The following is a 26,607-nucleotide window of genomic DNA, read 5'->3' on the forward strand; positions in this document are numbered from 1 at the left end:
GGGCCTTTCCGCTCGACTTGCATGTGTTAAGCACGCCGCCAGCGTTCGTCCTGAGCCAGGATCAAACTCTCCAAAAAGAATTCTCAAACCCGGCAGAACAAACCCGACATCAAAATGTCCAGATCTGTTTCATACCAAAGGAATCATCACGAGGATGAAAATAATTGGCACTGGCTATATAGCACCCTGTTGAGTTCTCAAAGAACAAGCACACACCAAAACCAACCCGTTTCCGGGAAGTTCTCGGGGCGACCCACTCAGACTACCGGACCGGTTTCGCGACCCCCAACCGGGGGCCGCCCCACTCCGGGCGGCTCAGCGATCCGGCCACCGCCCCGACCCTCAGGCCCTGGCGTTTTGTCCGTTCCTCGCTGGCAGAGAGAACATTACGCGACCCCCGAACCACGATGCAAATCGGGGTCGCTTGTCGCCGGTCACATCATCCAAACAGGGGTAATCGTGAATCCGATGCTCGTATGACCGAAGGTGTGCGGCAGCGGCGAGCCCTCATCCAGCCGCGTCCGGGCGAGTAGCCGGAAGTCGTGCTCACGCAGCAGAGCGCCGAGCGCCGCCGTCACGGTCTGCAGCACGAGGCTGCGCCCGGGGCATACCGCCGGACCCGCGCTGAACGGCACCAGCGCGGCAGGGTGCTCGGCACCGCCCCCGAGCCAGAGTTCGGGCTGGAAGCGGTCGGCCCCGGGCAGGTACGCCGTATCCCGGTTCAGCAGCGGTGAGTAGATGACGAACGACGTGCCCCGGGGCAGCGGCGTTCCGTCCCACACGGTCATGGCGGTGCTCTCCCGCAGGATCGCCAGCGTGGTCGGCCACAGCCGTACCGTGTCGAGCACGCACGCGCCCAGATAGGGGTACGGCCCGCCGGCCGGGTCGAGGGCGGCCGGCTCGTCGCGTACCCGCCGCCGGGGTGTCGCGTGGGTGGACAGCAGCGCGAGGGTGCGGAACGCGGTGGCCGCCGCCGCGTCGAAGGCGAACAACCAGTGCGGCACCTGGCCGTATGGGTCGACGCCCGGCCGCGCTCGCTGCTCGGCCAGCAGCGCCGCCAGGCTGCCCGGCTCGGCCCGGTCCAGGTGGGTGGCGAGCCGCAGCCGGAACCGGTGCAGCAGGCTGCCGCGACGTGGGCGCAGGTAGGCCCAGTTCGCGTCGCCGCGCAGCGCGTCGAGCAGGCTGGTCAGTTCGGTGTCCGCGCGGGCGCCGTCGCCGAGCACGATCCGGCGCACCAGCCGCCCGAACGCGGCGGAGAACGCCGGCCACTCCAGCCGGTCGCGGCCGGTGACCAGGGCCGACATCTCCTGCCGGGCGGCCGCGGTGATCTGGTCGGTGAGACGGTGCACCGGCAGCTCCGTCTCCAGGACCGCCTCGTTGAACGCGCGCCGCTCGGCGCGCAGCGGACCGTCGGAGATCAGCACGCCGGTCGGCTGAAAGTGGGCGAGGGACGCCCGTTTCTCCACGGTCGCGGTGCGGTACGGCACGGGCGTGCCCTGCAGTACGCGGGTCGCGGCTCGCGGCGAGAGCAGCAGCACCACGTCCCGGCCGGCCAGGCGCAGGACGAGCGCGTCGGTGTCGTAGCGCTCGCGCAGGCGCTGCAGCAGCCGTACGGCGCGCCGGTCGCTTCCCAACGCGGCAGCCGCGGCCACCGCGGCGGGCCGGCGCAGGATCACACCTTGGGCCACGGTCGGCAGCAGCACCTCTCCCAGGACGCGGGCGCTCTCCAGCGGCGACGCGAAGGCGATGCGGGTGCCCACGGTCGCCGAGGGCGGTGTCTCGGCCGTCTCACGCATCCCGGTGGCGGCGCGATCCACGCCGGTCCCCGCGCGTCGCGGCATGGTGCACCTCCGGTGGCCTGGGCGTTCCTCCCCATCCTGGCCGAATCCGGCAGAGAACATGCCGAAACCGTCAACTGTGCGAAGTCCCGTGCCCTCCTGCCCGCCGCAATTGATCATCGGACTTGCCCGGCAGCTGGGCGAATCTTGAGCGCGCGACTGCCCGAGTGCCGGGCAAGTCGGTGGATCTTGGGCGCGCATCTGACCGGATGCCGGGCAAGGCGGCGGATGTCGGTCAGCGGGCGAAGATCCCGTCGAGGAAGTCGAGGCGGGCGGCGGCCTGGACGGCCTGGCCGCCCTCGTGGCCGTTGAACGGGTAGACCTCGATGCGCTTGGGCCCGGCATAGCGGTGGTAGGCGGCGTACACGGTAGACGGCGGGCAGCTGGCGTCCATGTGCGCCACGCTGAACAGCGCGGGCGCCGTGGCGCGCGCGGCGAACAGCACCCCGTCGCAGTACGACAGCGTCCGGAACACCTGCTGCTCGTGCTCGCGATGCACGGCGAGGTACGCCGCGACCTCCCGGTACGGCCCGGCCGTGGCCAGCTCGGCGCCGCGCCGGTGGTCGCACAGGAACGGCACGTCCGGCAGGACGGCGGCCAGGTCCGGCACCAGCGCCCCGGCGGCCAGGGCCAGTCCCCCGCCCTGGCTCTCCCCGGTTACCGCGACCCGAGCCGCGTCGACCAGTGGAAACGCGCGGGCCGCCGCGACCGCGCGCACCGCGTCGGTGATCACCCGCCGGTAGTAGTGCTCGTGCGGGTCGAGCACGCCGCGCGTCATGAACCCGGGGTGCTGCGGCGCGCCGCCGGCCGGGTCCGGGGTGTCGCCGTGGCGCCAGCCGCTGCCCTGGCCGCGTACGTCCATGAACAGGTGGGCGTACCCGGCGGCGGCGTAGAGCAGGCACTCGTGGGGCAGGCCCCGGCCGCCGCCGTAGCCGGGGTACTCGACCACGCAGGGCAGCGGCCGGTCGGTCCCGGCGGGCAGGGCCAGCCACGCCTTGACCGGCTGCCCGCCGAACCCGGCGAAGGTGACGTCGTGCACCTCGACCGCGCGCCGCCACGCCGGGGCGAAGCGCGCGTCGAGGGGGAACTCGCGCGCCTGGGCCAGGGTGGCGGCCCAGAACGCGTCGAAGTCCTCGGGCGCCCGCAGGGTGCTGCGGTAGTCCGCCGGGTTCGGTTCGGTGATCGGCATGTCAGCCCTTGAGCCCCGTGTGCGCCAGGCCCTCGATGAACTGCCGCTGCGCGATGACGAACACGACCAGCACCGGCAGCGCCGTCATCGAGGCGGCCGAGAGCTGGATGTCCCACATCGGGCCGCCGTACGCGTCGACGAACTGGGTCAGCGCCTGCGGCAGGGTGAACATCTCGGAGCTGGACAGGAACACGATCGGTTCGAGGTAGAGGTTCCAGCTGTGCAGGAACGTGAAGATGGCGACCGCGCCCAGCGCCGGGCGGGCCAGCGGCAGCGCGATCAGCCGGAAGATCGCGAACCGGCCGAGCCCGTCGACCCGGGCGGCCTCCTCCAGCTCGCCGGGCAGCGCGAGGAAGAACTGCCGCATGATGAACGTGGCCAGCACACTGGGCGCGCCCAGGATCGGCACCAGGATCAGCGGCCAGTGCGTGTCGACCATGCCCCACGCGTCGAACATCTTGAACAGCGGCACGATGGTGACCTCGCTCGGGATGAGCAGCCCGGTCAGGATCACCACGAACAGCACGTTCGCGCCGGGGAAGCGGATCCGCGCGAAGGCGTACCCGGCCATCGCCGAGACCGCCAGCGTGCCCACGGTGACCAGCACCGCGATGTACATGCTGTTGAAGTACTGCTGCGCGAACGGCTGCAGCTCGAACGCTTTGCGGTACGCGTCGAAGCTCACGTCGGTGGGCAGCAGCGAAGGCGGGAACGCGAAGATGTCGTTGATCGGCTTCACCGACGAGGTGACCATCCACCAGGTCGGGAACAGGAACGGCAGGGCGAGCAGGCACAGCACGCCGTAGATCGCGGTCTTGGCCCTACGACTCATGGAAAACCCACTTCCGGCGCATCCGCCACTGGACCAGGGTCAGCAGCAGCACGATCGCGAACAGCAGCACCGACAGGGTGGCCCCGTAACCGAAGTGGTGGAACTGGAACGCCTGCTGGTAGAGGTAGTAGACGAGCACGGTGGTGGAGGTCCCCGGCCCGCCCTGGGTGAGCACCGCGATCTGCGCGAACACCTGCAGCGAGCCGACCACCGTGATGATCGAGGTGAGCAGGATGGTCGGGCTGATCATCGGCACCGTGATGCTGCGGAACTGCCGGGTGCGGCTCGCGCCGTCGACGGTGGCGGCCTCGTAAAGGTTGCCGGGCACGCCCTGCAGCGCGGCCAGGAACAGCACCATGTTCAGGCCGACGTTCTTGACCACCTGCACCACGATCACGGCGATCATGGCGGTGGCCTCGCCGCGCAGCCAGTTCGGCCCGTCCACGCCGAACAGGTCGAGCAGCCCGTTCACCCCGCCGTTGTCCTGGAGCAGGAAGCCCCAGACGATGGTCCAGGCGACCAGGCTCACCACGACCGGCGAGAAGAACACGGTCCGGAAGAACACCGTGCCGCGCAGCCGCTGGTTGAGCAGCACCGCGAGCAGCAGCGCGAGGCTGAGGTTGAGCACGACCAGCCCGGCGGAGAAGAACCCGGTGGCGACCAGCGCGTCGGCGAGCTTCGGGTCGTCCAGCAGCGCCTGGTAGTTCTCGGCGCCGGTGAAGGTGAAGGTGTCGGCGAGCACGTTCCACTCGTGCAGGCTGTACCAAAACACCAGGCCCAGCGGCACGAACACGAACAGCACCGAGCCGACGAGCTGAGGGGCGATGAACAGGTAGCCGGCGGCGGCATCGCGCCGGCTACCCGTCCAGAAGCGAGTGCTCACTTGGCCAGCAGGGGGTTGATGGCCTGGCACACGCCGCCGAGCACCGCCTTGACGTCGGCGTCGGCCTTCCACAGCGGGTCGAGCGCGGCGCGCACCGCCTGGGAGATCTCGGCCTGGCCGCTGTGGCTGGGCTTGACCACGCCGGTGGAGATGCCGTCGATGACGACCTGCTGCAGTTGCTCGGGCTTGAGCAGCGGGTTGGTCTTGGCGAGGGTCTCGGCGGTGAGCTGCGAGGTGCGCGGCGGCGGGAAGTACGCCGCGAGCTTGGCCGAGTTCTCCGGGCTGGTGAAGAAGGCCAGGAAGTCCGCGGCCACTTCGGCGTTCTTGCCCTTCTTCAGTACGCCGAGACCGGCCTGCCCGATCACCGAGTACTCGCCCTTCGGGCCGGTGGGCAGCGGCACCAGGTCCCAGCCGAACTTGGCGTCCTTGAGCAGCGACGCCCGCGAGATCTGGGTGATCGTCATGGCGGACTCACCGGCGAAGAAGTCGGCGGTGGTGCCGGGGCCGGGCAGCGCCTTGTCCGTGAAGATCGCCTTGTGCAGGAAGGTCATCGCGTCGACCATCGGCTGCTGGTCGAAGCCGCAGGTCTTGCCGTCGGCACTCCAGGCCTGCGCGCCCCAGCCGGTCCAGACCGTGGACAGGTTGTCCCAGCCCTTGTAGTCGAAGTCGCGCACGACCAGGCCCGACTTGCCGCTCTTGGCGGCGCTGGCCGCGGCCACGGCGACGACCCTGTCCCAGGTCCACTGGCCCGCGGCGATCAGCTCGGCGGGGGTCTGCTGCCCGGCGGCCTTGACCATGTCGTTGTTCACGAACATGCCGAACGGCGAGGTGGAGAACGGGTAGGCGTACAGCTTGCCGTCGGTCTGCCACAGCTTGGTGGCGGCCGGGTTCAGGTCGGCGGCGTTGTAGCCCTCGGCCTTGGCCAGCGTCTCGTCCAGCGGCACGAGCGCGCCGGAGCTGACGAAGTCCGGTGCCGAGTTCTCCAGCACCCAGGCCAGGTCGGGGCCGTTGCCGCCGGCGATCTGGGTGGTCAGCGTGGTGGTGTAGTTCTCGAACGGGATCGGGTCGAACTTCACCTCGGTGACCCGGGGGTTCTTCGCCTTGTACGCGTCGGCGATCTCGTTGAACAGCTTCAGGTGCGCCTCGTTCGAGGACCACACCGTCATGCGCAGCGACACCGGGCCGGTGCTCGGCTCCTCGTCGGCGCCGCAGGCGGCCAGGCCCAGGGCGAGCGCGCCCGCGGCGGCGGTGGCGATCAGTCCGCGTATCTTCATCGCAACTCCAACACAGTGGGGGGTCAGTAGCCGGAGACGTCGGGCCAGCGCAGCTCGACGCCGTCCCGGATGAGTTGTGCCTGGAACCCGGACAGGTGCTCCGGGGTGTTGCGCACGGCGCGCGGCGACAGCCCGTGGTTCAGGGAGTACGCCGCGAGCGCGCCCGCCACCTCGCCGACGTTCCACTCGACCGGGTGCAGCCGGTACGAGCCGTTGGTGACGTGCGTGGTGCCGATGTTCTTGCCGGCGGGCAGCAGGTTGTCCATGCGGCGCGGGATGAGCGCGCCGAGCGGGATCTCGAAGGGGCAGGACCCGACGTCGATGTAGTTGTCGCCGCCGGTGGAGGGGTGCAGGTCGATGCGGTACATGCCGACGCCGATCGCGTCTTCATAGCTGACCGCGCCCTTGTCGCCGCGTACGGCCAGCGACAGGTCCTGCTCGACCACGGTGTACTCGGCCCGGATGCGCCGTGACTCCCGGATGTAGGGGGCCATGGCCAGGCCGTCGGCGCCGCCGGTGACGTCGCCGCGCAGCCGCAGGCCGGGGAAGCCGGCCTCGGTCTGCAGCCAGTAGAGGACCGACAGGGACAGCTGCCGGGCGTTGGCGTAGTGCGTGTCCGGGTCGGGCACGTCGATGACCGGGCTCTCGAAGTAGTCGATCATCGGCCAGTTGACCAGGCAGATGTCGCTGTCATAGCTGCCGGGCGTGAACAGCTTGCGGGCGGCGATGCGCCGGAACGTCCACAGGTTGCCGTCACCGGCGCTGACGCGCTGGTCGGCGACGACCGACAGCGGGTCGTCGTCCGGGTTCGGGGTGAACGTGCGCTCGCTGATGGCGAGGGTGCGCGGGTTGGGCGAGCGGAACGACAGCAGCCGGTCGCCCCAGAAGTCCGGCTGGTACGCGCGCCAGAAGTCGTACTGCGCGGGCTTGTCGATCGTGTGGTCGCCGTCGACGTGGTCGATCGCGAAGCACACCGACACGGCCTGCATGTTCATCGGCTGCGCGGTGTCCGGGGCGCTCGGCTCGCCGGTCTCGTGGTGGGACTCGAAGCCGGTGACGTACTCGGTGCCGGTCAGCGGCAGCAGCTCGCCGGTCTCGGTCGCGTCCAGCACGTACGGCGCCTCGATGGTCAGCCGGTCCCCCGTGTGCCGGTGCTCGACGGTGACCGCGGTGACCCGGTCGCCGTCGGTGTCGGCGGCGACGGGCCGGTAGGGCTGGAGCACGGTGAGCCGCCCCGAGGAGCGATACGGCGCGAGCATCGACTCGATGACCGCGACCGCGACGCGCGGCTCGTGGCACAGCCGGCTGACGTGCCCGCCGCCCGGGTTGAGCTCGCGCCAGGCCCGCGCCGCCGGGGTCAGCGGGTAGTGGGCCCGGTAGTAGTCGCGGATGCCGTCGCGCAGCGCGCGGTAGCTCGCGGTGATGCCGAACTGCTCCACCCAGCTGTGCTCGTCCGGGGGCACGGCCTGGCTGGTCAGCTGGCCGCCGAGCCAGTCGTACTCCTCGGTCAGCACCACCCGGCGCCCCGCCCGCAGTGCGCCCAGCGCCGCGGCGACCCCGCCGAGGCCGCCGCCGACCACCAGAATCTCGGCCTGCATGTTCACTTACCTCTTTCGCTGAGCGTCTCGCCGGGCACGACCTCGCACGGCAGCAGGCGCTGCGCGGCGGAGGCCGAGCCCTCGATCAGGGCGGTCAGGACCTCGACGGCCTGCGCGCCCATCGCCTGGCGCGGGATGCGCAGGCTGGTGAACTCCACCGCGGTCGGCAGGGCGGCCCGGGTCGGTTCCCCGAGCGTGGCCACCGACAGCGCCACCCCGCGCGAGCGGGCCAGCTCGAAGAGCGCGACACCGTCGGCGTGCTCCTCGGCGATCACCGCGGTCACGCCGGCGGCCAGGGCCGCATCCAGCACCGCGCCGATGTCGCGCACCACGGCTGCCGCACCGGGCTCGGGTGCACCGCCTGACAGCGGGCCGGGGCCCGAGCCGCGACGGTCGGCGGCGGGCGGCTCAACAGCGCCGTCCGGCGCCCCTGACTCGGATTCGCCGTACGCCGTGGGCGTGTAGTGGCCGCCGTACACCCCGGCCTGCGCCACGGCCTCGCGAAAGCCGCGGCCGCGGTCGGCCCACGACTCGGGGCCCGCGCCCTGACCGAGGTAGGCCAGCCGGTCGTGGCCCAGCGCCACCGCCCGGCGGACCACCTCGCCGGTCGCCGCGGCGTAGTCGGCGCCGACGTAGGGCACCGGCCCACCGGCGTCGTCGCGGCGGCCGATCGACACGAACGGGATCTCCTCGGTGATCAGCCGGGCCAGATCCGTGGGGTCGATCGTGCGGCCGAGCAGGATGCTGCCGTCGGCCAGGCGCAGCCGGTTGTCGCCGTGGAAGATGCGCCGCCGACCGTCCACCACCGGGGTGCTGGTCAGCAGGAGCAGGTCGCAGCCGAGCACCTCGGCCTGCTGCTCGATGCCGACCAGGAACGGGTGGTAGAAGTCGCTGTTCGCGCTGGGGAAGACGGGTTCGTAGGTGAACACGCCCAGGATGCGGTTGTGCCGGGCGGCCAGGCGGCGGGCGATCGGGTCGGCCACGTAGCCGGTCTCGGCGATGGCGCGCAGCACCTTCTCCCGGGTCTCCGCCGACAGCTTGACGTCGGCATCGGAGCGTCCGTTGAGGACGAGGGAGACGGTCGCCTGGCTGACGCCGGTCATGCGGGCGATGTCCTGCTGGGTCACCCGCCTGCGGGCTCCGGTCACGGTGCGTGTCCAATCCTCGGGCTAATGCGCATTAGTTGTTGCGGTGAGATGACATCCTGCGGACGATCCGCCGCTTCGTCAAGCCCCGAAAGCAAAATCGATCGCACGGGAAGTTCCTGAACTAATTCGTATTAGCCCCTTGACGGCCGATCCGCGCGAGCCCGAGACTCACCGTTACTTTCGGTCATCCCCATCGATGGGAGGCAACACCGATGAACCCGTCCCTCAGCCGCCGGCAGCTCCTGGCCGCAGGGGCCGCCGCGGCGGCCGGTGGGCTCGGCGCCGCAGCCCTCGGCGCCCCCGCCCACGCCGGCCCCGCCGGCTTCCCGACGTATCGGTACCTCGGGACCCCGTTCACCAAGGCCAACCTGCGCTACAACCCCACCAACGAGCTGATCTTCCCGTGCATCCGCGGGGTGTACGACAAGATCAGCTCACCGCTGGGCAGGTACTACCTGTACTACGCGCCCCACGACGCGCCCGGCGGCATCTGCCTGGCCTACGGCGACTCGCTGTCCGGCCAGTTCACCGAGTACCCGAACAACCCGATCGTGTCCAACGTCTGGTCGCCGCACTACTCCGTCAGCCACGTGTCCAGCCCGCACGTCATCTGGAACGCCGCGAACAGCAAGTTCTACATGTACTTCCACGGCGAGAACAACACGACGCGGATGGCCTGGTCGACCGACGGCGTCAACTTCACCTACTTCGGGCGGGTGCTGCACACCGGCGTCATCCCCGGCTCGACGGAGACGTCGTACGCCCGCGTCTTCGAGCACGCCGTGCCCGGCCTGGGCAACAAGTACGTCATGGTGTTCATGGGCGTCACCAACGGCACCCGCAAGATCTTCTGGGGCTGGTCGGCCGACGGCAAGACCTTCTCCTTCGACCCCACGCCGCTGGTCACCCCCGGCCCGGACGGGCAGACCGACATCGCCGCGCCGCACCTGCTCAAGCGCAACAACACGACGTACGTCGTCTACCACGGCAACGGCGGCGACATGTTCCTCACCGAGGTCGGCAACAGCTTCGACCGCGAGGTGCACCTCGGCGTCTTCCACGCGGCCATGGACGCCTGGCCCGACCGCGGGCGGGCGGCGGCAGCCAGCTTCGGCACCGACGGCGGCGTGCAGTACATGTTCTACGAGGCAGGCCCGCGCCTCGACGGCACCATCGCGGTCGCGCGCGTGGTGTGACGGCTGGGCGCGCGTGCCCGAACGCTTGAAAGCCCCTGGTGGGCGGACCCGGAGAGGGTCTGACCACCAGGGGCTCGGTTCACGGCCTGCCCTTGGGTTTCGGCTTCGGCTTGCCCTTGACGTCGGCCGGGGCGGGGTGGGACACCGGCTGCGGCGCCATGCGCTGCGCGGCGGGTGCGGGCACGGGTGACGGCGCACCGGTGCGGCCGGAGACGTCCTGGCAGCGCTGGTCGCCGGTAGCGCAGTATCCGCCGTCGGCGGGAGTGAAGCGGGCCGCGGTCTCCTCCGGCACACCGGCGGCGACCATGGTCGCGGTGAGGCCGAAGGTGAGCAGCGCCCCGGCGACCAGGACGGGCGTACGCTCCCACCAGTTCAGCTCCGGGCGCCCCGGCGGGACCGAGGTCGCCGGCACGGGTGCGCGGGTGATCGCCAGAAGCCGGGTGAGGTCTCCCGTCACCCGGTCCGCCGCGGGCACCGGTGGCAGGGACACGCCCTCGCCGAGTTCTGCGGCGATCTCCGCAGCGGTCGGCCGGTCCTCCGGCTTCTTGGCCAGGCACGCCAGGTACAGCTCCCGCACGCTGCCGGGCAGGCCGGGCAGCGGCGGCAGGTCTCGGGGCGGCTCCAGCACGTGGTCGCGCAGCCGCTGGGTCGGCGTGGTCTCCCGCCACGGCAGCTGTCCGGTCAGGCAGCGGTAGAAGACGATGCCCAGGGCGTACACGTCGCAGGCGGGGGTCACCGCGCTCGTGCCCGCCACCCGCTCGGGGGCGATGTAGTCGATGGTGCCGACCAGCTCGTCGTCGGCGTCGGCGGTGCCCGCGAGCGTGCAGATGCCGAAGTCGAGCACCTTCACGCCGCGGGCGGTGAGCATGACGTTGGCGGGGGTGACGTCGCGGTGGACCACCCCCCGAGCGTGCGCGGCGGCCAGCGCGGCGGCCGTCTCCGCGGTGATCCGGGCGGTACGCGGCCAGCCCAGTCCCGCCGGATGCGCGTGCAGCGTCTGGAGCAGGGTGACCCCGTCCACCAGCTCCATGACGAGGTAGGGCCGCGCCTGCCCGGCGACGTGCTCGCCGTAGTCGTAGACCTGGGTGATGTGCGGGTGCTGCAGGTTGGCCGCGGCGAGCGCCTCAGTGCGCAGCAGGCGCAGGCCGTCCGGCCGGGCGCCGACGGCGGGCGACAGCATCTTCACGGCCACGGGGCGATGCAGGATCTCGTCGTACGCGCGCCAGACCACCGCCATGCCGCCCGCGCCGATGCGCTCCAGCAGGCGGTAGCGGTCGCCGAGCACGGTGGGTTGATCTTTCACAACGCGCCAATACCCGGCATCAGGTGCGGATAACGCGATCCGGCGCGGGCGCCAGCACGTAGTCCGCCATGACCCTCGCCGTCCCATCGGGACCAGGCTCGGCCAAGTCCCTCCGCGCCAGCCCACAACTTCTGGGTTGTATCTACAACCCAGAAGTTGTGGTCCCGCACCATTTACTCTTCCACCTGTCGGCAGGTCCACCGGCCATCTCGCCTGCGCCGACCCATCGCCACGGTGGTCGCAGCGTGCCAGTTCAATTCCGATCACACCCGCCGAAACAACACGATGAAGCCTGCAACAAATCTGCAAACGTCAACCCTTGCTAGCGGGCAAGCGCTTTCCAGAGACTGGAGCGCAGCGACGTTCCGGGTTCTCTCCGGGCGAGGACCCTCGTGCGTCATCACGCCCCGCGGCGTACGACCGGCATTCGGTGCCGCGTACGCCGACGACAGCTTGGGAGACACATGAGAGTCACAACGTCCGCCGCGGCCGTCGCGCTGGCGGCCGCGGCGGTGCTCGCACTGCCCGCGCCCGCGGCGCTGGCCGCGCCGACCCGGTACGAGGCCGAGACCTCGCCCGCCGTCTGCGTCGGCACGATCGACAGCAACTGGTCCGGGTTCTCGGGCAGCGGCTTCTGCAACGGCACCAACTCCACCAGCGGCTACGTGCAGTTCACGGTCAGCGCGTTCGCCGCGGGCAGCGCGACGGTCGGCGTCCGCTTCGCCAACGGGACCACCACCGCCCGCCCCGCCTCGCTGGTGGTAAACGGCGCGACCGTGCAGAGCGTCTCGTTCGAGGGCACCGGCACCTGGGACGCCTGGACCACGAAGACGCTGACCGTGAACGTCAACGCGGGCAGCAACACGATCCGGCTCAGCCCCACCACCTCGGGCGGTCTGGCGAACGTGGACCACCTCGAGTTCGAGGTCGGCAGCACGCCGCCGCCCACGAACGCCCTGTATGTGGCCACCAACGGCAATGACTCGAACGCGGGCACGCTGAGCGCGCCGCTGCGCACCGTGCAGCGAGCGGTGGACCTGGCTCAGGCCGGCTACACCATCTACCTGCGCGGCGGGACGTACGCGCCGAGCACCAACATCCAGCTGCTCAAGAACGGCACGTCGAGCCAGCCGATCACCCTGCGCAGCTACAACGGCGAGCGGGCGATCATCGACGGCGAGAACATGCCGTACACCCCGGGTGCGCTGGACTCCTCGATCCCGCGCGCGGACCGCGGCGCGATCCACATCGAGGGCGACTGGTGGCGCCTCGTCGGGCTGGAGATCATCAACGGGCCGTACGGCGTCTTCGGCCTGGACACCAACAACAGCGTGTTCGAGCGCCTGGTCACCCGGGACAACTACGAGAGCGGCCTGCACCTGCAGGGCTCGTCGAGCAACAACCTGGTGCTGAACCTCGACGCGTACGGCAACCGCGACCCGCGCAAGAACGGGGAGAGCGCCGACGGCCTGGCCATCAAGGAGGGCTCCGGCAGCGGCAACGTGGTGCGCGGCGTGCGGCTGTGGAACAACTCCGACGACGGGCTGGACTTCTGGATGTTCCAGTCGCCGATCCTGCTGGAGAACAGCCTGGCCTGGGGCAACGGCTTCAACCGGTGGAACCTGCCGAACTACACCGGTGACGGCAACGGGTTCAAGCTGGGCGGCAACGCGGTCTCCGCGAGCCACACCGTGCGCAACAGCATGACCTGGGACAACGCGGTCGGCGGGTTCATCGACAACAACAACCCGGGCCAGCACGTGATCGACCACTGCACCGCCTGGGACAACCCGGGCACCGGTTTCAACTTCAACCGCTCCGACAGCACGCTGACGAAGAACCTGGCCGTGGCCAACGGCACGGCGGTGTCGCTGGGCTCGAACTCCAGCGGCTCGGGCAACTCGTGGGACCTGGGCGGCAGCTGGTCGTTCCAGAGCACCAGCCCGAGCACCATCACCGGGCCGCGTAACGCCGACGGCTCGATCCCCTCCTCCACGTTCCTGCGCCCGAGCAACGGCGCCGACGTGGGAGCCCGCTTCTAGCCGCGGCGGACCGGCGCAGCCGGGCACAGGCCGGCGGGTCGCCCGGCGCCCCCTGGGCGACCCGCCGCTTCCCGCCGCACCGGACGGGCCTTTTTAATCAGCCGATCCGTCAACCACGTCGATAGATTCGGATATCTACATATTACGTATTTATTGGCATGGTGGTCCCGGTGGCGGGACGCCCCCGCCGCGTCCCCCTTCTCGGGAATCGACGGAGGTTCCACAAGTGATGATCAAACGTAGGCGTGTCGTGGCGGGGCTGGCCGGTCTCGGCCTGGCCGCGGCGAGCCTGGTCGCGGCGGCCGGCCCGGCTTCGGGCGGGATCCCGCCGCGGTGGGTGGGGACCTGGGGGACCGCCCTGACCGCGCCGAGCCTGGCCAACACGGGCAGCAGCCTCAACGGGTTCGCCGACCAGTCGATCCGGCAGATCGTGCGGGTGTCGCTGGGCGGTGAGCAGGTCCGGCTGCGGTTCACCAACGCGTACGGCACCGGCCCGCTCACGATCGGCCACGCCACCGTCGGCCTGCCCGCCGCGCCGGGCTCGCCGACGCTGCAGGCGGGGTCGGTCCGGGAGGTCACCTTCAACGGCGGGTCGGCGTCGGCGACCGTGTACAAGGGTGCGGAGGTGCTGTCCGACCCGGTCGACCTGCCGGTGGCGGGCACGTCCGAGCTCGCGGTGACGATCTACCTGCCGACCCCGACCGGTGCCACCTCCTGGCACTGGACGGCACGGCAGACCTCGTACGTCTACGCCGGGGACCGGGCCGCCGACACCGACGGCACCGGCCAGACGGCTGCGTACAACCACTTCTACTACCTGGCCGGGGTCGAGGTCTCGACCAAGACCGGCCTGGGCACGGTCGTGGTGCTGGGCGACTCGATCTCCGACGGGTCGGGCTCGACGCTGGGCGCGAACACCCGCTGGCCGGACTACCTCGCCACGCGGATCAACAGCACCTGGCCCGCTCTCGGCGACCCCGGTGTGATCAACGTGGCCCTCGCGGGCAACCAGGTCACCAAGGACGGGCTGGCCATCAACAGCCCGGCCCTGGGCAACAGCGCCCTGGCCCGCCTCGACGACGACGTGTTCAACCAGCCCGGCGTGCGCAGCGTGTTCGTCGAGCTGGGCATCAACGACGTGCACCTGTCCGGCTTCACCGCCGAACAGGTCATCGCCGGGCTCGGCCAGCTCGCGGCGCAGGCCGAGGCCCACGGGCTGCGCACCGTCGTGGCCACCCTCGGCCCGTTCGAGGGCTACGCGACGTGGACGCCGGAGAAGGAGGCCGTCCGGCAGGCGGTCAACACGTGGCTGCGCGGCGACACCGGGTTCGACGGGCTGGTCGACTTCGACCAGATCCTGCGCGACCCGGCCAACCCGAGCAAGGTCCTGCCCGCCTACGACAGCGGCGACCACATCCACCCCAACGACACCGGCGCCCAGGCCCTGGCCAACGCCGTGCCGCTCTGGCTGCTCTGATCGAACACCCGTGAGCAGGGGTCCCACCGCGCTGACACGGTGGGAGCCCTGCTCACGGCTGAGCGTGTCGGAAATTGCGGATTGGCACGGTCCGCGGGGTTTGATGGCATGCAACAAATCTGCGAATGCAAATACTTGTTCGAGGAAAGCGCTTACCCGTAGCGTGGGCGACGTGGCTCGGTCTCCTGCCCGAGACCGAGAAGTGCAGATGAGGGCGGCCGGCATGCCGCCCTCATCTTCTTCCCTGGACGGTGTGGATGGCCGAGCTGCGCGCACTGGTGGACCGGAGCAAGCCCTACCCCCTGGCGGTGGCGAGCCCCGCCGACCTCCGCTGCGAGCCGGTGGCCTCCGTCGATCCCCGGGTCGTGATGACCGATCCGGCATACAGCCTGTACTGCCTGGACCACGACGATCGCCGTGCCCTGTTCACCAGGACCGGCACCGACCCGGCCCGCGCCCCGTTCTACTTCCTCGCCCAGTACGAGCAGGCCACCGAGGTCGTCGCGCTGTCCTATGACGAGCTGCACGCCTTGCCGACTCCGGAACCGCGCGGGGTGTTCCTCCACTCCACGGGCCGCTGCGGCTCGACCCTGGTCGCCGCCGCGCTCGCCGGGCCGGGCGGCCTGGTGGGGGTGTCCGAACCCGACGCGCTCACCCAGCTGGTCGCCCTCGCCCCCCGGCTGGCCGAGGGCGAGCTGCGCGAGCTGGCCCGCAGCTGCGTACGGGTGCTGTCGCGGGGACGCCCGGTGGTGATCAAGCCGCGCAGCTTCGTCATCGAGCTGGCCGCGCTGCTGCACGAGGAGTGCCCCGCGTTCGCCGCCGTCTTCCTCTACCGCGACCCGCTGGCCTGGGCGCGTTCCACCGCGCGGGCCTTCGCCGCCTACGACCCGGCACTGGTTACCGACCCGGCGGCGGTGCAGGACCGGCTCGGCACGCTGATCCCGCTGGTCGCCCGGTGGCGCGGCCGGACCAGGCGGCTGCTGTCGCCCGAGGAGGTGATGGCCTGCCAGTGGGTGTCGCAGCTGGAACGCGCGCTGGCGCTGCGGCACCGGGGCGTCGACCTGTTCACCGCGACGTACGAGGACCTGCAGGCCGACCCGCACGCCGTGCTCGCGGCGCTGTTCGCGCACTGCGGGCTGCCCGCCCCGGACGGGCTGGACCCGATCCTGGCCGAGGACGCGCAGGCCGGGACCGCGCTGTCCCGCGCGGCCACGTCCGCCCGCGACGGGTCCGGCGACGCCGCCCTGTTCGATGAAGCCGCGCTGACCAGTGCCGTGGCCGGGCTGTGGGTGGAGGCGCTGCGGTGAAGGCGCGGGAGCTGATCAGCCGCGGTGCCCGGCTGTGCGGTCACATGATCCGGTCCGAGCCCCGGCTGTTCGCGATCTCGCTGGGCGGGGCGTGCCTGGTGGTGGGCCTGTCCATCGGCAGCGCGTTCGTGATCGGCGCGGTCGTCGCCGACGTGGTGGCGCCGATGCTCGACCGCGGCCGGGTCGACGCCGGGCTGCTGGCCCTGGCCGCCGCCGCGCTGCTGGGGGTGAGCGCGCTGAAGGTGCTGGGCATCTTCAGCCGGCGGCTGGGCGCCGTGCACCTGCAGCAGAGCCTGCAGGCGCGGCAGCGCAAACAGATCGTGCGCAAGTACCTCAGCCTGCCGCCGGCCTGGCACCGGGACAACCCGACCGGAGCGCTGCTGTCCAACGCGTCGTCGGACGTGGACGCCGCCGCGTCGCCGGCGGGCAGCCTCGCGTACGCGATCGCGACGGTGTTCCTGCTGGCCGGGGCGCTGACCGCGCTGTTCGCCGTCGACTGGACGCTCGGCCTGGTCGGCGTGGTGGTCTTCCCGGGGCTGGTCACGGTGTTCGCCGCGTACTCGCGCCTGGTGGCCCCGCGCCACCGGCGCAGCCAGGCGATCCGCGCGCAGGTCACCGCGCTGGCGCACGAGAGCTTCGACGGCGCGCTGACGGTCAAGGTGATGGGCCGCGAGGAGCATCAGACGGCCCGGTTCGCCGCGCAGGTCGGCGAGCTGCGCGGCACCCTGGTGTCGATCGGCCGGGCCCGTGCCTGGCACGACCCGGTCATCGACGCGCTACCCCAGTTCGGCACGGTCGCGGTGCTCATCGTGGGCGCCTGGCGGTGCGAGCAGGGTGCGCTGGGGCTGAGCGAGCTGACCACGGCGGCGTTCCTGTTCGCGCTGCTGGACATGCCGATCCGGGCCATCGGCTGGCTGCTCGGGGCGCTGCCCCGGGCGGTGGCGGGAGCCGAGCGGGTGGACCGGGTGCTCGCCGCCGCGGACGCGCCGCCGTACGGCACCGTCGAGGTGAGCGGGCCGGCCGAGCTGCGATTCGCCGGGGTGGGTGTGCGGGGCCTGGACGGCGTGTCGTTCCGGGTGGCGCCCGGCCGGGTGGTCGCGGTGGTCGGCCGGACGGGCTCCGGGAAGTCGAGCGTCGCGGCCGCCGCCGCCCGGCTGCTGCCGCCCGAGTCCGGCGCGGTGCTGCTCGGCGGCGTGGACATCCGCGAGCTCAGCACCGCCGCGTACGCGCGCGCCGTCGCCTACCTGCCGCAGGTGCCGTTCCTGTTCCAGGACAGCGTGCGGGCCAACGTGACGCTGGACCGGCCCGGTCTCGACGACGACGCGGTGTGGCAGGCGCTGGGCGTGGCGCAGGCCGACGACTTCGTCCGGGCGCTGCCCGACGGGCTGGACACCGCGGTCGGCGAGCGGGGCGCGGCCCTGTCCGGCGGGCAGCGGCAGCGGCTCGCGCTGGCCCGCGCGCTGGCCGGGCGGCCCCGGCTGCTCGTGCTCGACGACGCCACCAGCGCCGTGGACCCGGTGGTGGAGGCGGACATCCTGGCCGGGCTGCGCGCCGCGCACGGCCCGGCGATGCTCGTGGTCGCCACCCGCCGGCCCGCCATCGCGCTGGCCGACGAGGTCGTCTACCTGGATCGGGGCCGGGTCGCGGCGCTCGGCACGCATCAGGAGCTGATGGCGGGCGAGCCGGGTTACCGGGAGCTGCTGGCGGCGTACGACCGGAGGGTGGCGGCGTGAAGGACGGCTCCATGTGGGACACGTTGCGCCGCGCGCTGCGGCTCTCGCCCGAGCTGCGCCGCGGCCTGGTGGTCACGCTGCTGCTGGCGGTGGGCATGACCGCGGGCCGGGCGGCGGTGCCGGTGGCGGTGCAGCGGGCGATCGACGACGGTCTGCGCGGGCCCGGCGGCCCGGATTTCGCCGTGGTCGCCGCGATCGGCGCGGCCGGGCTGGCCGTGCTCGCCGTGTCGATGCTGTGCGGGTACGCGATGATGCTGCGCCTGTTCGACGTGAGCGAGACCGCGCTGGCGGCGGTGCGGGTGAAGGTGTTCCGGCACATCCACGAGCTGTCGGTGCACCACGTCGGGGCGCAGCGGCGCGGCGCGCTGGTGGCCCGGGCGACCTCCGACGTGGACCAGGTCACCTCGTTCCTGCAGTGGAACGGGGTGGTGCTGTTCATCTGCGCCGGGCAGACGCTGGTCACCGGCGCGGTGATGTTCTTCTACTCGTGGCCGCTGGCGCTGGTGGTGCTCGCGGTGTTCGCGCCGGTCGGGTGGGTGGTGCGCGCCTGCATGCGCAACCTCGCCGCGGCGTACGGGACGGTGCGCGAGCGCTCGGCAGAGATGCTCGCGATGGTGTCGGAGAGCGTCACCGGCGCGGACGTGATCCGCTCCTACGACGTCGCCGACCGGGCCGTCGGCCGGCTGGATCGGGCGGTCGACGCGCACCGGCACGCCTCCCAGCGCGCCTCGCGGCTCACCGTCACCGCGTACTCCGTCGGCGAGCTGGCCACCGGGGTCGCGCTGGCCGCCACGGCGGTGCTCGGGGTGGTGCTCGGCGTGGCGGGCCGGCTGACGGTCGGCGAGATCGCGGCGTTCCTCTTCCTGGTGGCGCAGTTCGCGCTGCCCGCGCAGGTGGCCGGGGAGATGCTGAACGGGCTGCAGAACGCCGTCGCCGGGTGGCGGCGGGTGCTGGACGTGCTCGACATCCCGCCGGACGTCACCGAGCACGCCGAGGCGGTCGAGCTGCCGGCGGGGCCGGTGCCGGTGTCGCTGCGGGGCGTGGGGTTCACCTATCCGGGCACGGCCGAGCCGGTGCTGCGCGAGGTGGACCTGGACATCGCGGCGGGCAGCCGGGTCGCGGTGGTGGGCCGGACGGGTGCCGGCAAGACCACGCTGGCCAAGCTCGTGGCCCGGCTGGCCGACCCGTCGTCCGGCCGGATCCTGCTGGCCGGGGTGCCCCTGGACCGGGTACGCCTGAGCAGCCTGCGCGAGCGGGTGATCCTCGTGCCGCAGGAGGGTTTCCTGTTCCGGGGGACGCTCGCCGACAACATCCGGTTCGGGCGCCCGCTCGACCACGACGAGGTGGCAGCCGTCCTGCGCGAACTGGGCCTGCTGGATTGGGCGGCCCGCCTGCCGGAGGGATTGGACACGGTCGTCGGCGAGCGCGGGGAGAGCCTGAGCGTGGGCGAGCGGCAGTTCGTGGCGCTGGCCCGTGCCCATGCGGCGGGCGCGGACCTGCTGATCCTGGACGAGGCGACAAGTGCCGTCGACCCGGCGGCCGAGGTGCGGCTGCGCACCGCGATGGCGCAGGTGGCGTTCGGGCGGACCACGATCACCGTCGCGCACCGGCTGGCCACCGCACGCGAGGCGGACGAGGTGATCGTGATCGACGGGGGCCGGGCGGTGCAGCGCGGCCACCACGACGAACTCGTCGCGGTGGCCGGTTCGGCGTACGCGAAGCTGCACGAGGCCTGGCTCGCCGGGGAGCGGGCGCTGGCCTGAGGCCGGCCGCGCCGGTCAGGTCAGGCAGTCCTCGATGATGTCGGCGGCCCGCGCCGCGCCGCCCGCGGTGGCGACCGCACGGCGCAGGTGGTCCACGCCGTCGCCGATGGCCGGGTCCTTGACCATCAGCTCGACGGTGTCCTTCAGCGCGCCGGGGTCGGTCAGGCCGGCCGGGAGCCGTACGCCGAGGCTCAGCTCCTCCACCCGCAGCGCGTTGGCCTCCTGCTCCAGGGTCTGCGGCGCGGCGAGCACCGGCACGCCGTGGCTCATCGCCTCCATCACCCCGCCCATGCCCGCATGGCAGATCAGCGCGGTGGCGTGGGCGAGCACGTCCAGCTGCGGCACGAAACGGTGCAGCTCGACGTTGCGGGGCAGGCGGCCGAGCGCGTCCAGGTCGATCCGCTCCCCCACGGCGAGCACCACGTGCCAGTCGCTGCCCGCGAACGCGTCCGCGCAGTAGCGGTAGAAGTCGGGCCGGGCGTTGTAGATCGTGCCGAGGGTGACCAGGATGACGTCCCGGTCCCGGGGCGGCCGCCAGCGCAGCGGCGTACGCCGCAGACACGGCCCGACGAACCGGTAGCCGGGGCCGAACCGCTCCCCCGCGTACTGGAACGCGCGTGGGTAGAACGCCAGGTGCGCCTCGGGTTGCGGGCTGAGGAACTCCTCCGGTGCCAGGGCCGGGCAGTGCGTGCCGAGGAAACGCTCCAGTTTGGCCAGATAGGTGTGCAGGACCGGGTCGGTCGGGTCGAACGCGTTCAGCGCCTGCGCCATCGACCAGTGCTCGTTGGAGACGAGCATCGGCCACAGCTGGACCGACGGCAGCTCCATCCGGGCGGCCAGGACCCGCCCGGCGAACGCCATCCGGTCGAAGACGACCAGGTCCGGCGGGTCGTCCCGGTAGACGGGGGCGAGCTGCGCGTACGCGGCCTCGGCCTCCTCCAGGAAGCTGAGCAGGCTGTGGCTGATGTAGCCGGACCGGTCGGGCGCGCGCACCGTCGGGTCGCTGTCCGGCGGGCGCAGCGACCGGTACGCGTGCACGGCCGCCCCCGCCTCGGCCAGCGCCGCACGGCGGCTCTCGGTGGTGCCGTAGGTGACCCGGTGTCCGCGGCGCGTCAGCTCCTGGACCACGGCCAGGGTGGGGAACACGTGCCCGATGGCGGGGATGTTGACGAACGCGATGTGCCTACCCACGGAGCGCCCCCGTCTCCGAGAGGCGGTCCCCCGGCCGGGCGACCGCGGCGGACAGGATCTGCTCGTAGCGTTCGGCCAGTTCCGCGACGGTGTCGGGCCGGAACAGCGCGGTGTCGTAGCGGATCCCGGCGCGCAGTCCCGCCTCGTCCAGCCGCCAGATGTCGAACACGAGGTCGTGCAGCACCTTGGCGTGCCCGTGCGGGAAGCCCTCGATCTCCAGCGGGCCCAGGTGCGAGGCGAGCACCGGGTTGTCGTTGCGCATGCTGAACACGACGTCGAACAGCTGGGTGCGGCCGGGATCGCGGGGCACGCCCAGCGTCGAAATTATCTTCCCGAGGGGCACGGACTGGCGCTGGAGCCCCCCGATGACACCGGTCCGGGCACGCCGGAGCAGGTCGGTGAAGGTCGGGTCGCCGGACAGGTCGGCGCGCAGCGCGAGCGTGTTCGCGAACAGCCCGACCACCGGCTCGAACTCGGCGCGGACCCGCCCGGCGACCGGCGTGCCCACGCAGAAGCCGTCCTGGCCGCTGCGCTCGCGCAGCAGCACCTGCAGCGCCGCGAGCAGCACCATGAACGGGGTGCAGCGGGTCCGCCGGGACAGCTCGATCACCTGGGCGGCCAGGTCCGGGCCCATCTGGTGGATGTGCTCGGCGCTGTGCGCGGACTTCTCGGCCGGCCGGGGCGAGTCGGTGGGCAGCTCCAGCGACGGGGCGCCGGCCAGCCGCTCGCACCAGTACGCCAGGTCGGCGGCCTGGTCCTGCGCCGCCTGCCACTGCGCGAAGTCGCCGTACTGCAGCGTCAGCTCCGGCAGGTCGGGTTTGGTCCCGTCGAGGGCGGCGAGGTAGGCGGCGCGGATCTCGCGGCCGACGATGCGCAGCGACGCGCCGTCGGCCAGCAGGTGGTGCATGGTGAAGCAGAAGACGTGGTGGTCGTCGTCCAACCGCAGCAGGCACGAGCCGACCAGCGGGTCGGCGGTGAGGTCCAGCAATCGGTGGGTACGGGCGCGCAGCAGCTCCCCGGCCCGGGCGTCCCGCTCGCCGCCGGGCAGCTCACGCAGGTCCACCAGCTCCGTGTCGATCCCGGCGGGCGGCATGACGACCTGCACCGGCTCGCCGTCGCGGAGCACGAAGCCGGTGCGCAGGCTCTCGTGCCGGTCCACGACGGTGTCCACCGCCGCCCGCCAGGCGGCCACGTCCAGCGGGCCGCGCAGGCGCCAGTTGAGCACCAGGATCGGCGACGCGTCGCCGGGGTACGCGGTGCAGAGGTACCAGAAGCGCTGTTGCAGCGCCGACAGCGGCAGATGTCTCACAGCCGTTCCTCCACCATCCGGGTGATCGCGTCGAGGGTGTCCGCGCCCGGCCCGTCGCCGAGGTCCACCTCGACGCCGAACTCCAGGTCGATGGCGTCGATCAGCCGCAGCGCGCCGAGCGAGTCCAGGCCCAGGGCCCGCAGCGAGCCCCCGGCCAGCGCCTGCTCGGCGGTGACCGTCCCGGTGGTGGCGTCGTGCACCAGCGCGGCCAGGCGGCCGCTCAGCCCCGCGCTCACGGCTGCTCCCGCAGGTACTGCGCGATCTCGGCGATGGTGGGCGTGTCGAAGAAGACGTCCAGCGGCACGTCGCGGCCGAGCTGCTGGGTGATCCGCACGCTGATCCGGGTGATGGTCAGCGAGTGACCGCCCAGGTCGAACAGGTCCTCGTCGTCGCCGACGTCCTCGACGGACAGCACCTCCTGCCAGATCGCGCGCAGCGTGCCGAGCAGCTCGTCGTCACCGGCGGAGCCCTCGCCGCGGACGGGCGCGGGCGAGCGGGACAGGACCGGCTCGGGCAGCGCGGCGCGGTCGAGCTTGCCGCTCGGGGTGAGCGGCAGGCGGTCCAGCACCGTCCAGGACGTCGGCACGGTGGCTGCGGGCAAGCGCTGGCCGAGGTGGCGGCGCAGCTCGGCCGCATCGGGGGCGTTGCCGCGAGGCACCAGGTAACCGGCCAGCTCGCCGCCGTGCAGCGCGACGGCCGCCTGGGCGACGCCGGGGTGCTCGCGCAGGTGGGCCTCGATCTCCTCCAGCTCCACCCGGTGCCCGCGTATCTTGACCTGGCCGTCGTCCCGGCCGCCGTAGACGAGCCGCCCGTCGGCCGACCACCGGCACCGGTCCCCGGTGCGGTAGAGCCGGCCGGGTCCGAACGGGTCGGCTGTGAACCGCTCGGCGGTGAGGTCCGGGCGGCGCAGGTAGCCGTCGGCCACGCCGTCGCCGCCGATGCACAGCTCGCCCCAGACCCCGGCGGGCAGCGGCCGCCCGGCCGGGTCCAGCACGTAGGTGCGGGTGTTGGCGATCGGGCGGCCGATCGCGACCGTGTCCGGCTGTTCGGGGATCTCGTCGGCGGTGGACCAGATGGTGGTCTCGGTCGGGCCGTACACGTTGATCAGCCGGGCGGTGCGGGCGCGCAGCCGCCGGGCCAGGTCCAGCGGCAGGGCCTCGCCGCCGGTGAGCGCGGTGACCGCCGGGCCGCCGAAGCCCGCCTCCAGCAGGATCTGCCAGCCCGACGGGGTCGCCTGCACGTGGGTCACGCCCTCGCGGGCGATCAGCGCAGCGACGGCGCGGCCCTCCAGCGCGCTGAGGTCGCTGGCGATCACCAGCCGACCGCCGGTGACCAGCGGCAGGAACAGCTCCAGGCCGGAGATGTCGAAGGACAGCGGAGTCAGGCCGAGCCACCGGTCCCCGGGGCGGCTGCCGACCGTCTCGGCCATGCCGAGCAGCAGGTTGGCCAGCGCGGAGTGCGGGACCACGACGCCCTTGGGCCGCCCGGTGGTGCCCGAGGTGTACATGACGTACGCCGTCCCCGCCGGGACCGCGCCGCCGGGACGCGCCTGCGGGACGGTGTCCAGGTCGTCGAGGATCAGCGCCGGGTCGGCGTCGGCGAGGATCAGCTCCTGCCTGGCCTGCGGGTAGGACGGGTCGACGGGCACGTACGCCGCGCCCGCGCGCAGCACCGCGAGCATCGCGACCAGCGCCCGCCAGCCGCGCGGCATGCGGACCGCGACCAGCGCGCCCTCCCCGGGCAGCCGCGCGGCCAGTTCGGTCACGGCGCGGTCGAGGTCGGCGTAGCTGAGGCGCACGTCGCCGTCGACGACCGCCGTCTCGTCCGGGTGCAGCCCGGTCTGCGTGGCCAGCAGGCGGACCAGGCTCTCCCGCCGGGGGCGGGCGGTGTCGTTCCAGCGGTGCAGCACGGTGTCGGCCTCGGCGGCGGGCATGATCGGCAGCGTCGCGACGTCGGCGTCCGGGTCGGCCGCCACGGCGGTGAGCACCGTGCGCAGGTGCTCGCCGATCCGCCGCGCCGACGCCACGGGCAGCCGGGCCGGGTCGTGCTGGAGGCTCGCGGTGAGCCCGTCCGGGCCGTCGACGAACTGCAGGTGCAGCGCGTTGCGGGCGCTGCCGCCGAACAGCGCCCACTGCACCTCGGCGGCCAGGCCGGGGAAGTCCGGCGCGGGGCCGCGCCGCCGGTAGCCCACCGACACCGCGGTCAGCGACGGCGCGGCCCGCAGCCCGCCGCTGACCTGCGCCAGCGGCACGGCCCGATGCCGGTACAGGTCACGCAGCCGCGACCGCAGCGCCGTGGCGTAGTCCCGGAACCGCCCCATGGCCATGGCGACGGTGACGGGCAGCTCGTTGACGTGCAGGCCGATGTGCCGCGCGGTGTGCTCGGTGCGGGTGGACAGCCCGATGGCGACCGGCAGGCCGGTGTTGCCGTAGCGGGCCAGCAGCACGTGGATCGCGGCGAGCAGCACCTCGAACCGGGTGAGGCCCGCGACGTCGACCGTGGGCAGCTCGATCTCCACGGCGTGACCGGGCTCCGCAGCGGTCGGGACACCGGTCAGGTCCGGCAGCACCACCTCGCCGGGGCTGGTGGCCTGGCCGGCCCAGTAGGCGCGGGCGGCGGCGACCGCCTGTTCGTCCGTCACGCCGTCCGTGGCGGCGGGCAGCGGGGCGAGTTCGGTCCCGGCGTACGCGGCGGCCAGGTCGGCCAGCAACAGGTCCTTGGACATGCCGTCGAAGACCAGGTGGTGGGCGGTGCACAGGAGCAGGTGCCGGGTGGGCGCCTCCCGCAGCAGCAGGAACCGGGCCAGCGGCCCGCGCGCCAGGTCGTACGGGCGCTCGATCTCCTCGCGCACCCGCTGCTCGCTGTACGGCGCGTCGGTCAGCGTGACCTTCTCCGCGGCGGGGACCAGCTCCGGCAGGTCACCCGCGAGGGTCACCGCGCTCGACAGCACCGGATGCCGGGCGACGACCGCGGCACACGCCTCCCCCAGGGCGTGCCGGTCGAGGTCGCCGTCGAGCCGGACCCCGAGCGCCATGTGGTACGCGGTGCCCGCGACCTGTGCCTGCTCGGTGAACCACACGCCGTGCATGGTCGGATTCACGCGTCACCTCCGGTGCCGGCGGGGAACAGCGCCACCAGCTGTCGTTTTAGGACCTTGCCCGCGTCGTTGCGCGGGAGTTCGTCGAGTACCAGCAGATCGCCGGGCAGCTGGTGGTCGGCGAGCCGCGCGGCGAGGAAGGCCCGGACTGCGGGCAGGTCGAGCCGGGCCGCGTCCGGCCGGGGCACGACCGCGGCGGCGAGCCGGGTGCCGAGCACCGGATGCGGCACGCCGAGCACGGCCGCGGCGGCGACGCCCGGGTGCTCGTGCAGCGCGTTCTCGACCTCCAGCGTGGAGATCTTGTAGGCGCCGGATTTGACCACGTCGCCGTCCCGGTCGGACAGGTAGAGGAAGCCCTCGTGCAGGCGGCCCAGGTCGCCCATGCGCACCCAGCCGTCCTGGAAGGTGTCCCGGGTGGCGCGCTCGTCGCCGAGGTAGCGGCGGGCGAACGGCGAGCGCAGCCATACGTGGCCGGTCTCGCCGTCGGGCAGGGGGCTGCCGTCGGCGTCGGTGATGCGTACCGCGCCACCGGTGACGCGGCCGACGGCGTCCGGACGCCGGGGGTCGAAGATCGTGGTGGTGTGCGCGGGCGCGGCCTCGGTGGACGTGTAGTGGTTGACGATCGCGGCGTTGGGGAAGGCGCGGGCCAGCCGCAGCGCGACGGCGGGCGGCAGCGGCGCGGCGGTCGAGCCGACCAGGTGTACGCCGCCCAGGTCGACGCCGTCCAGCGCGCCGGAGTCGAGCAGCTCGATCGCCGTCGCGGGGACCAGGAACACGGTGCCCGCCTCGGGCAGGCGCGCGGCGAAGCGGCGCGGAGTGAAGCGGGGCAGGGTCAGCGCCGCGGGCCGGGCGGTGAGCGCGTTGACGAGCATCGTCTGCGCGGCGTTCGTGCCGATCGGAAAGGCGTGCAGGAACCGCCGGGAGTGGGCCAGCGGCATCCGGTTCGGGTGAGCGGGCGCGCCCGAGGTGAGGTTGGCGTGGGTGGCGGCGACCGCCTTGGGCAGGCCGGACGTGCCGGAGGTGAACAGGATCTGGGCGACGTCGGCCGGGCGGGACAGGTCCACGTCGTCGGGCGTCCCGGCCGCGACCAGCGCGTCGACGTCGTCCCGGCCGTTGATGACCAGCTGCGCGCCGCACGCGGCCAGCAGCTGCGCCAGCCGCGCCGGGGGCAGCTGGTCGGGCAGCGGCACGGCGATCCCGCCGGCCAGCTGCACGCCGCAGTAGGCGACGGCGAAGGCGGTCCAGTCGCGGCCCGCGAAGGCCAGCCCGACGGCGGTGCCCGGCGTGACGCCCCGGTCGCGCAGCGCCCCGGCGAGGGCGGCGGACCCGTCGGCCCACTGCGCGAAGGTGAGCGTGTCGACGCCCGCGACCTCGATGGCGATCTGGTCCGGGTGCCGGGCACGCCGTGCGGCCAGCAAGCCGGGCAC

The 26,607-nt window shown here is 72.6% G+C and carries 19 protein-coding genes and 1 rRNA gene (1 of these 20 running past the window's edge); 6 read left to right on the plus strand and 14 right to left on the minus strand.

Annotated elements, in window-relative coordinates:
* The 8 genes from CS0771_RS28735 to CS0771_RS28770 all read right to left on the minus strand — a co-directional run.
* A 16S ribosomal RNA gene (locus tag CS0771_RS28735) occupies positions 1–77 on the minus strand; it reaches 1,439 nt to the left of the window's first position.
* Positions 78–434: 357 nt separating this feature from the next.
* Entirely contained in the window at positions 435–1,841 is a 1,407-nt protein-coding gene (locus tag CS0771_RS28740; protein WP_212843911.1) for a cytochrome P450, read from the minus strand.
* Positions 1,842–2,073: 232 nt separating this feature from the next.
* Positions 2,074–3,027 carry an acetylxylan esterase gene (locus CS0771_RS28745; RefSeq protein WP_212843912.1) on the minus strand — a complete coding sequence of 318 codons (954 nt, stop codon included), beginning with the start codon at positions 3,025–3,027 and terminating at the stop codon, positions 2,074–2,076.
* 1 nt (position 3,028) lies between these two features.
* Positions 3,029–3,859 (minus strand): carbohydrate ABC transporter permease, encoded by an 831-nt coding sequence (locus CS0771_RS28750; protein WP_212843913.1) that lies wholly within the window; start codon positions 3,857–3,859, stop codon positions 3,029–3,031.
* Positions 3,849–4,742 (minus strand): carbohydrate ABC transporter permease, encoded by an 894-nt coding sequence (locus tag CS0771_RS28755; RefSeq protein WP_212843914.1) that lies wholly within the window; start codon positions 4,740–4,742, stop codon positions 3,849–3,851. The genes CS0771_RS28750 and CS0771_RS28755 overlap by 11 nt, the downstream gene beginning before the upstream one ends.
* Positions 4,739–6,016 (minus strand): sugar ABC transporter substrate-binding protein, encoded by a 1,278-nt coding sequence (locus CS0771_RS28760; RefSeq protein ID WP_212843915.1) that lies wholly within the window; start codon positions 6,014–6,016, stop codon positions 4,739–4,741. The genes CS0771_RS28755 and CS0771_RS28760 overlap by 4 nt, the downstream gene beginning before the upstream one ends.
* A 23-nt stretch (positions 6,017–6,039) precedes the next feature.
* Positions 6,040–7,614 carry an FAD-dependent oxidoreductase gene (locus CS0771_RS28765; RefSeq protein WP_212843916.1) on the minus strand — a complete coding sequence of 525 codons (1,575 nt, stop codon included), beginning with the start codon at positions 7,612–7,614 and terminating at the stop codon, positions 6,040–6,042.
* Between the two features lie 2 nt (positions 7,615–7,616).
* Positions 7,617–8,741, minus strand: a complete 1,125-nt coding sequence (locus CS0771_RS28770) for a LacI family DNA-binding transcriptional regulator (protein ID WP_212843917.1) — start codon at positions 8,739–8,741, stop codon at positions 7,617–7,619.
* Between the two features lie 233 nt (positions 8,742–8,974).
* Here CS0771_RS28770 and CS0771_RS28775 point away from each other — a divergent pair, with 233 nt between their 5' ends.
* Entirely contained in the window at positions 8,975–9,958 is a 984-nt protein-coding gene (locus tag CS0771_RS28775) for a hypothetical protein (protein WP_212843918.1), read from the plus strand.
* A 79-nt stretch (positions 9,959–10,037) separates the two neighbouring features.
* On the opposite strand, the gene CS0771_RS28780 is transcribed toward CS0771_RS28775, so the two are convergent.
* Positions 10,038–11,261 carry a serine/threonine-protein kinase gene (locus tag CS0771_RS28780; protein ID WP_212843919.1) on the minus strand — a complete coding sequence of 408 codons (1,224 nt, stop codon included), beginning with the start codon at positions 11,259–11,261 and terminating at the stop codon, positions 10,038–10,040.
* Positions 11,262–11,725: 464 nt separating this feature from the next.
* Here CS0771_RS28780 and CS0771_RS28785 point away from each other — a divergent pair, with 464 nt between their 5' ends.
* The 5 genes from CS0771_RS28785 (at position 11,726) to CS0771_RS28805 (ending at position 19,583) form a co-directional block, all read left to right on the plus strand.
* The gene (locus CS0771_RS28785) at positions 11,726–13,303 is read left to right on the plus strand and encodes a right-handed parallel beta-helix repeat-containing protein (protein WP_212843920.1); all 1,578 of its coding nucleotides are present in this window, start codon (positions 11,726–11,728) and stop codon (positions 13,301–13,303) included.
* Between the two features lie 229 nt (positions 13,304–13,532).
* Complete coding sequence (locus CS0771_RS28790) at positions 13,533–14,780, plus strand: SGNH/GDSL hydrolase family protein (RefSeq protein ID WP_212843921.1); 1,248 nt, start codon at positions 13,533–13,535, stop codon at positions 14,778–14,780.
* 257 nt (positions 14,781–15,037) lie between these two features.
* A complete protein-coding gene (locus CS0771_RS28795) occupies positions 15,038–16,087 on the plus strand; it encodes a hypothetical protein (protein ID WP_212843922.1) in 1,050 nt (349 codons plus the stop codon).
* Entirely contained in the window at positions 16,084–17,820 is a 1,737-nt protein-coding gene (locus CS0771_RS28800) for an ABC transporter ATP-binding protein (RefSeq protein ID WP_244871092.1), read from the plus strand. Before CS0771_RS28795 ends, CS0771_RS28800 begins: the two co-directional genes overlap by 4 nt.
* 11 nt (positions 17,821–17,831) lie before the next feature.
* The gene (locus CS0771_RS28805; protein ID WP_212846095.1) at positions 17,832–19,583 is read left to right on the plus strand and encodes an ABC transporter ATP-binding protein; all 1,752 of its coding nucleotides are present in this window, start codon (positions 17,832–17,834) and stop codon (positions 19,581–19,583) included.
* A 15-nt stretch (positions 19,584–19,598) separates the two neighbouring features.
* On the opposite strand, the gene CS0771_RS28810 is transcribed toward CS0771_RS28805, so the two are convergent.
* Genes CS0771_RS28810 through CS0771_RS28830 form a run of 5 tightly spaced genes read right to left on the minus strand, consistent with a single transcriptional unit; the run spans position 19,599 to position 26,607 of the window.
* The gene (locus tag CS0771_RS28810) at positions 19,599–20,774 is read right to left on the minus strand and encodes a macrolide family glycosyltransferase (RefSeq protein ID WP_212843923.1); all 1,176 of its coding nucleotides are present in this window, start codon (positions 20,772–20,774) and stop codon (positions 19,599–19,601) included.
* A complete protein-coding gene (locus CS0771_RS28815) occupies positions 20,767–22,083 on the minus strand; it encodes a condensation domain-containing protein (RefSeq protein WP_212843924.1) in 1,317 nt (438 codons plus the stop codon). The genes CS0771_RS28810 and CS0771_RS28815 overlap by 8 nt, the downstream gene beginning before the upstream one ends.
* Positions 22,080–22,319 (minus strand): acyl carrier protein, encoded by a 240-nt coding sequence (locus CS0771_RS28820; RefSeq protein WP_212843925.1) that lies wholly within the window; start codon positions 22,317–22,319, stop codon positions 22,080–22,082. Before CS0771_RS28820 ends, CS0771_RS28815 begins: the two co-directional genes overlap by 4 nt.
* Entirely contained in the window at positions 22,316–25,183 is a 2,868-nt protein-coding gene (locus CS0771_RS28825) for a non-ribosomal peptide synthetase (protein ID WP_212843926.1), read from the minus strand. The genes CS0771_RS28820 and CS0771_RS28825 overlap by 4 nt, the downstream gene beginning before the upstream one ends.
* Positions 25,180–26,607 (minus strand): class I adenylate-forming enzyme family protein, encoded by a 1,428-nt coding sequence (locus CS0771_RS28830; RefSeq protein WP_212846096.1) that lies wholly within the window; start codon positions 26,605–26,607, stop codon positions 25,180–25,182. The genes CS0771_RS28825 and CS0771_RS28830 overlap by 4 nt, the downstream gene beginning before the upstream one ends.

Origin of the sequence: Catellatospora sp. IY07-71 (assembly GCF_018326265.1) — a bacterium.
GTDB lineage: Bacteria > Actinomycetota > Actinomycetes > Mycobacteriales > Micromonosporaceae > Catellatospora.

What these genes read in the sequence shown, in the direction of transcription:
- CS0771_RS28740 (WP_212843911.1), bottom strand. Translation starts at nt 1,841, where the DNA reads ATGCCGCGACGCGCGGGGACCGGCGTGGATCGCGCCGCCACCGGGATG.
- CS0771_RS28745 (WP_212843912.1), bottom strand. Translation starts at nt 3,027, where the DNA reads ATGCCGATCACCGAACCGAACCCGGCGGACTACCGCAGCACCCTGCGG.
- CS0771_RS28750 (WP_212843913.1), bottom strand. Translation starts at nt 3,859, where the DNA reads ATGAGTCGTAGGGCCAAGACCGCGATCTACGGCGTGCTGTGCCTGCTC.
- CS0771_RS28760 (WP_212843915.1), bottom strand. Translation starts at nt 6,016, where the DNA reads ATGAAGATACGCGGACTGATCGCCACCGCCGCCGCGGGCGCGCTCGCC.
- CS0771_RS28765 (WP_212843916.1), bottom strand. Translation starts at nt 7,614, where the DNA reads ATGCAGGCCGAGATTCTGGTGGTCGGCGGCGGCCTCGGCGGGGTCGCC.
- CS0771_RS28775 (WP_212843918.1), top strand. Translation starts at nt 8,975, where the DNA reads ATGAACCCGTCCCTCAGCCGCCGGCAGCTCCTGGCCGCAGGGGCCGCC.
- CS0771_RS28785 (WP_212843920.1), top strand. Translation starts at nt 11,726, where the DNA reads ATGAGAGTCACAACGTCCGCCGCGGCCGTCGCGCTGGCGGCCGCGGCG.
- CS0771_RS28790 (WP_212843921.1), top strand. Translation starts at nt 13,533, where the DNA reads ATGATCAAACGTAGGCGTGTCGTGGCGGGGCTGGCCGGTCTCGGCCTG.
- CS0771_RS28795 (WP_212843922.1), top strand. Translation starts at nt 15,038, where the DNA reads ATGGCCGAGCTGCGCGCACTGGTGGACCGGAGCAAGCCCTACCCCCTG.
- CS0771_RS28805 (WP_212846095.1), top strand. Translation starts at nt 17,832, where the DNA reads ATGTGGGACACGTTGCGCCGCGCGCTGCGGCTCTCGCCCGAGCTGCGC.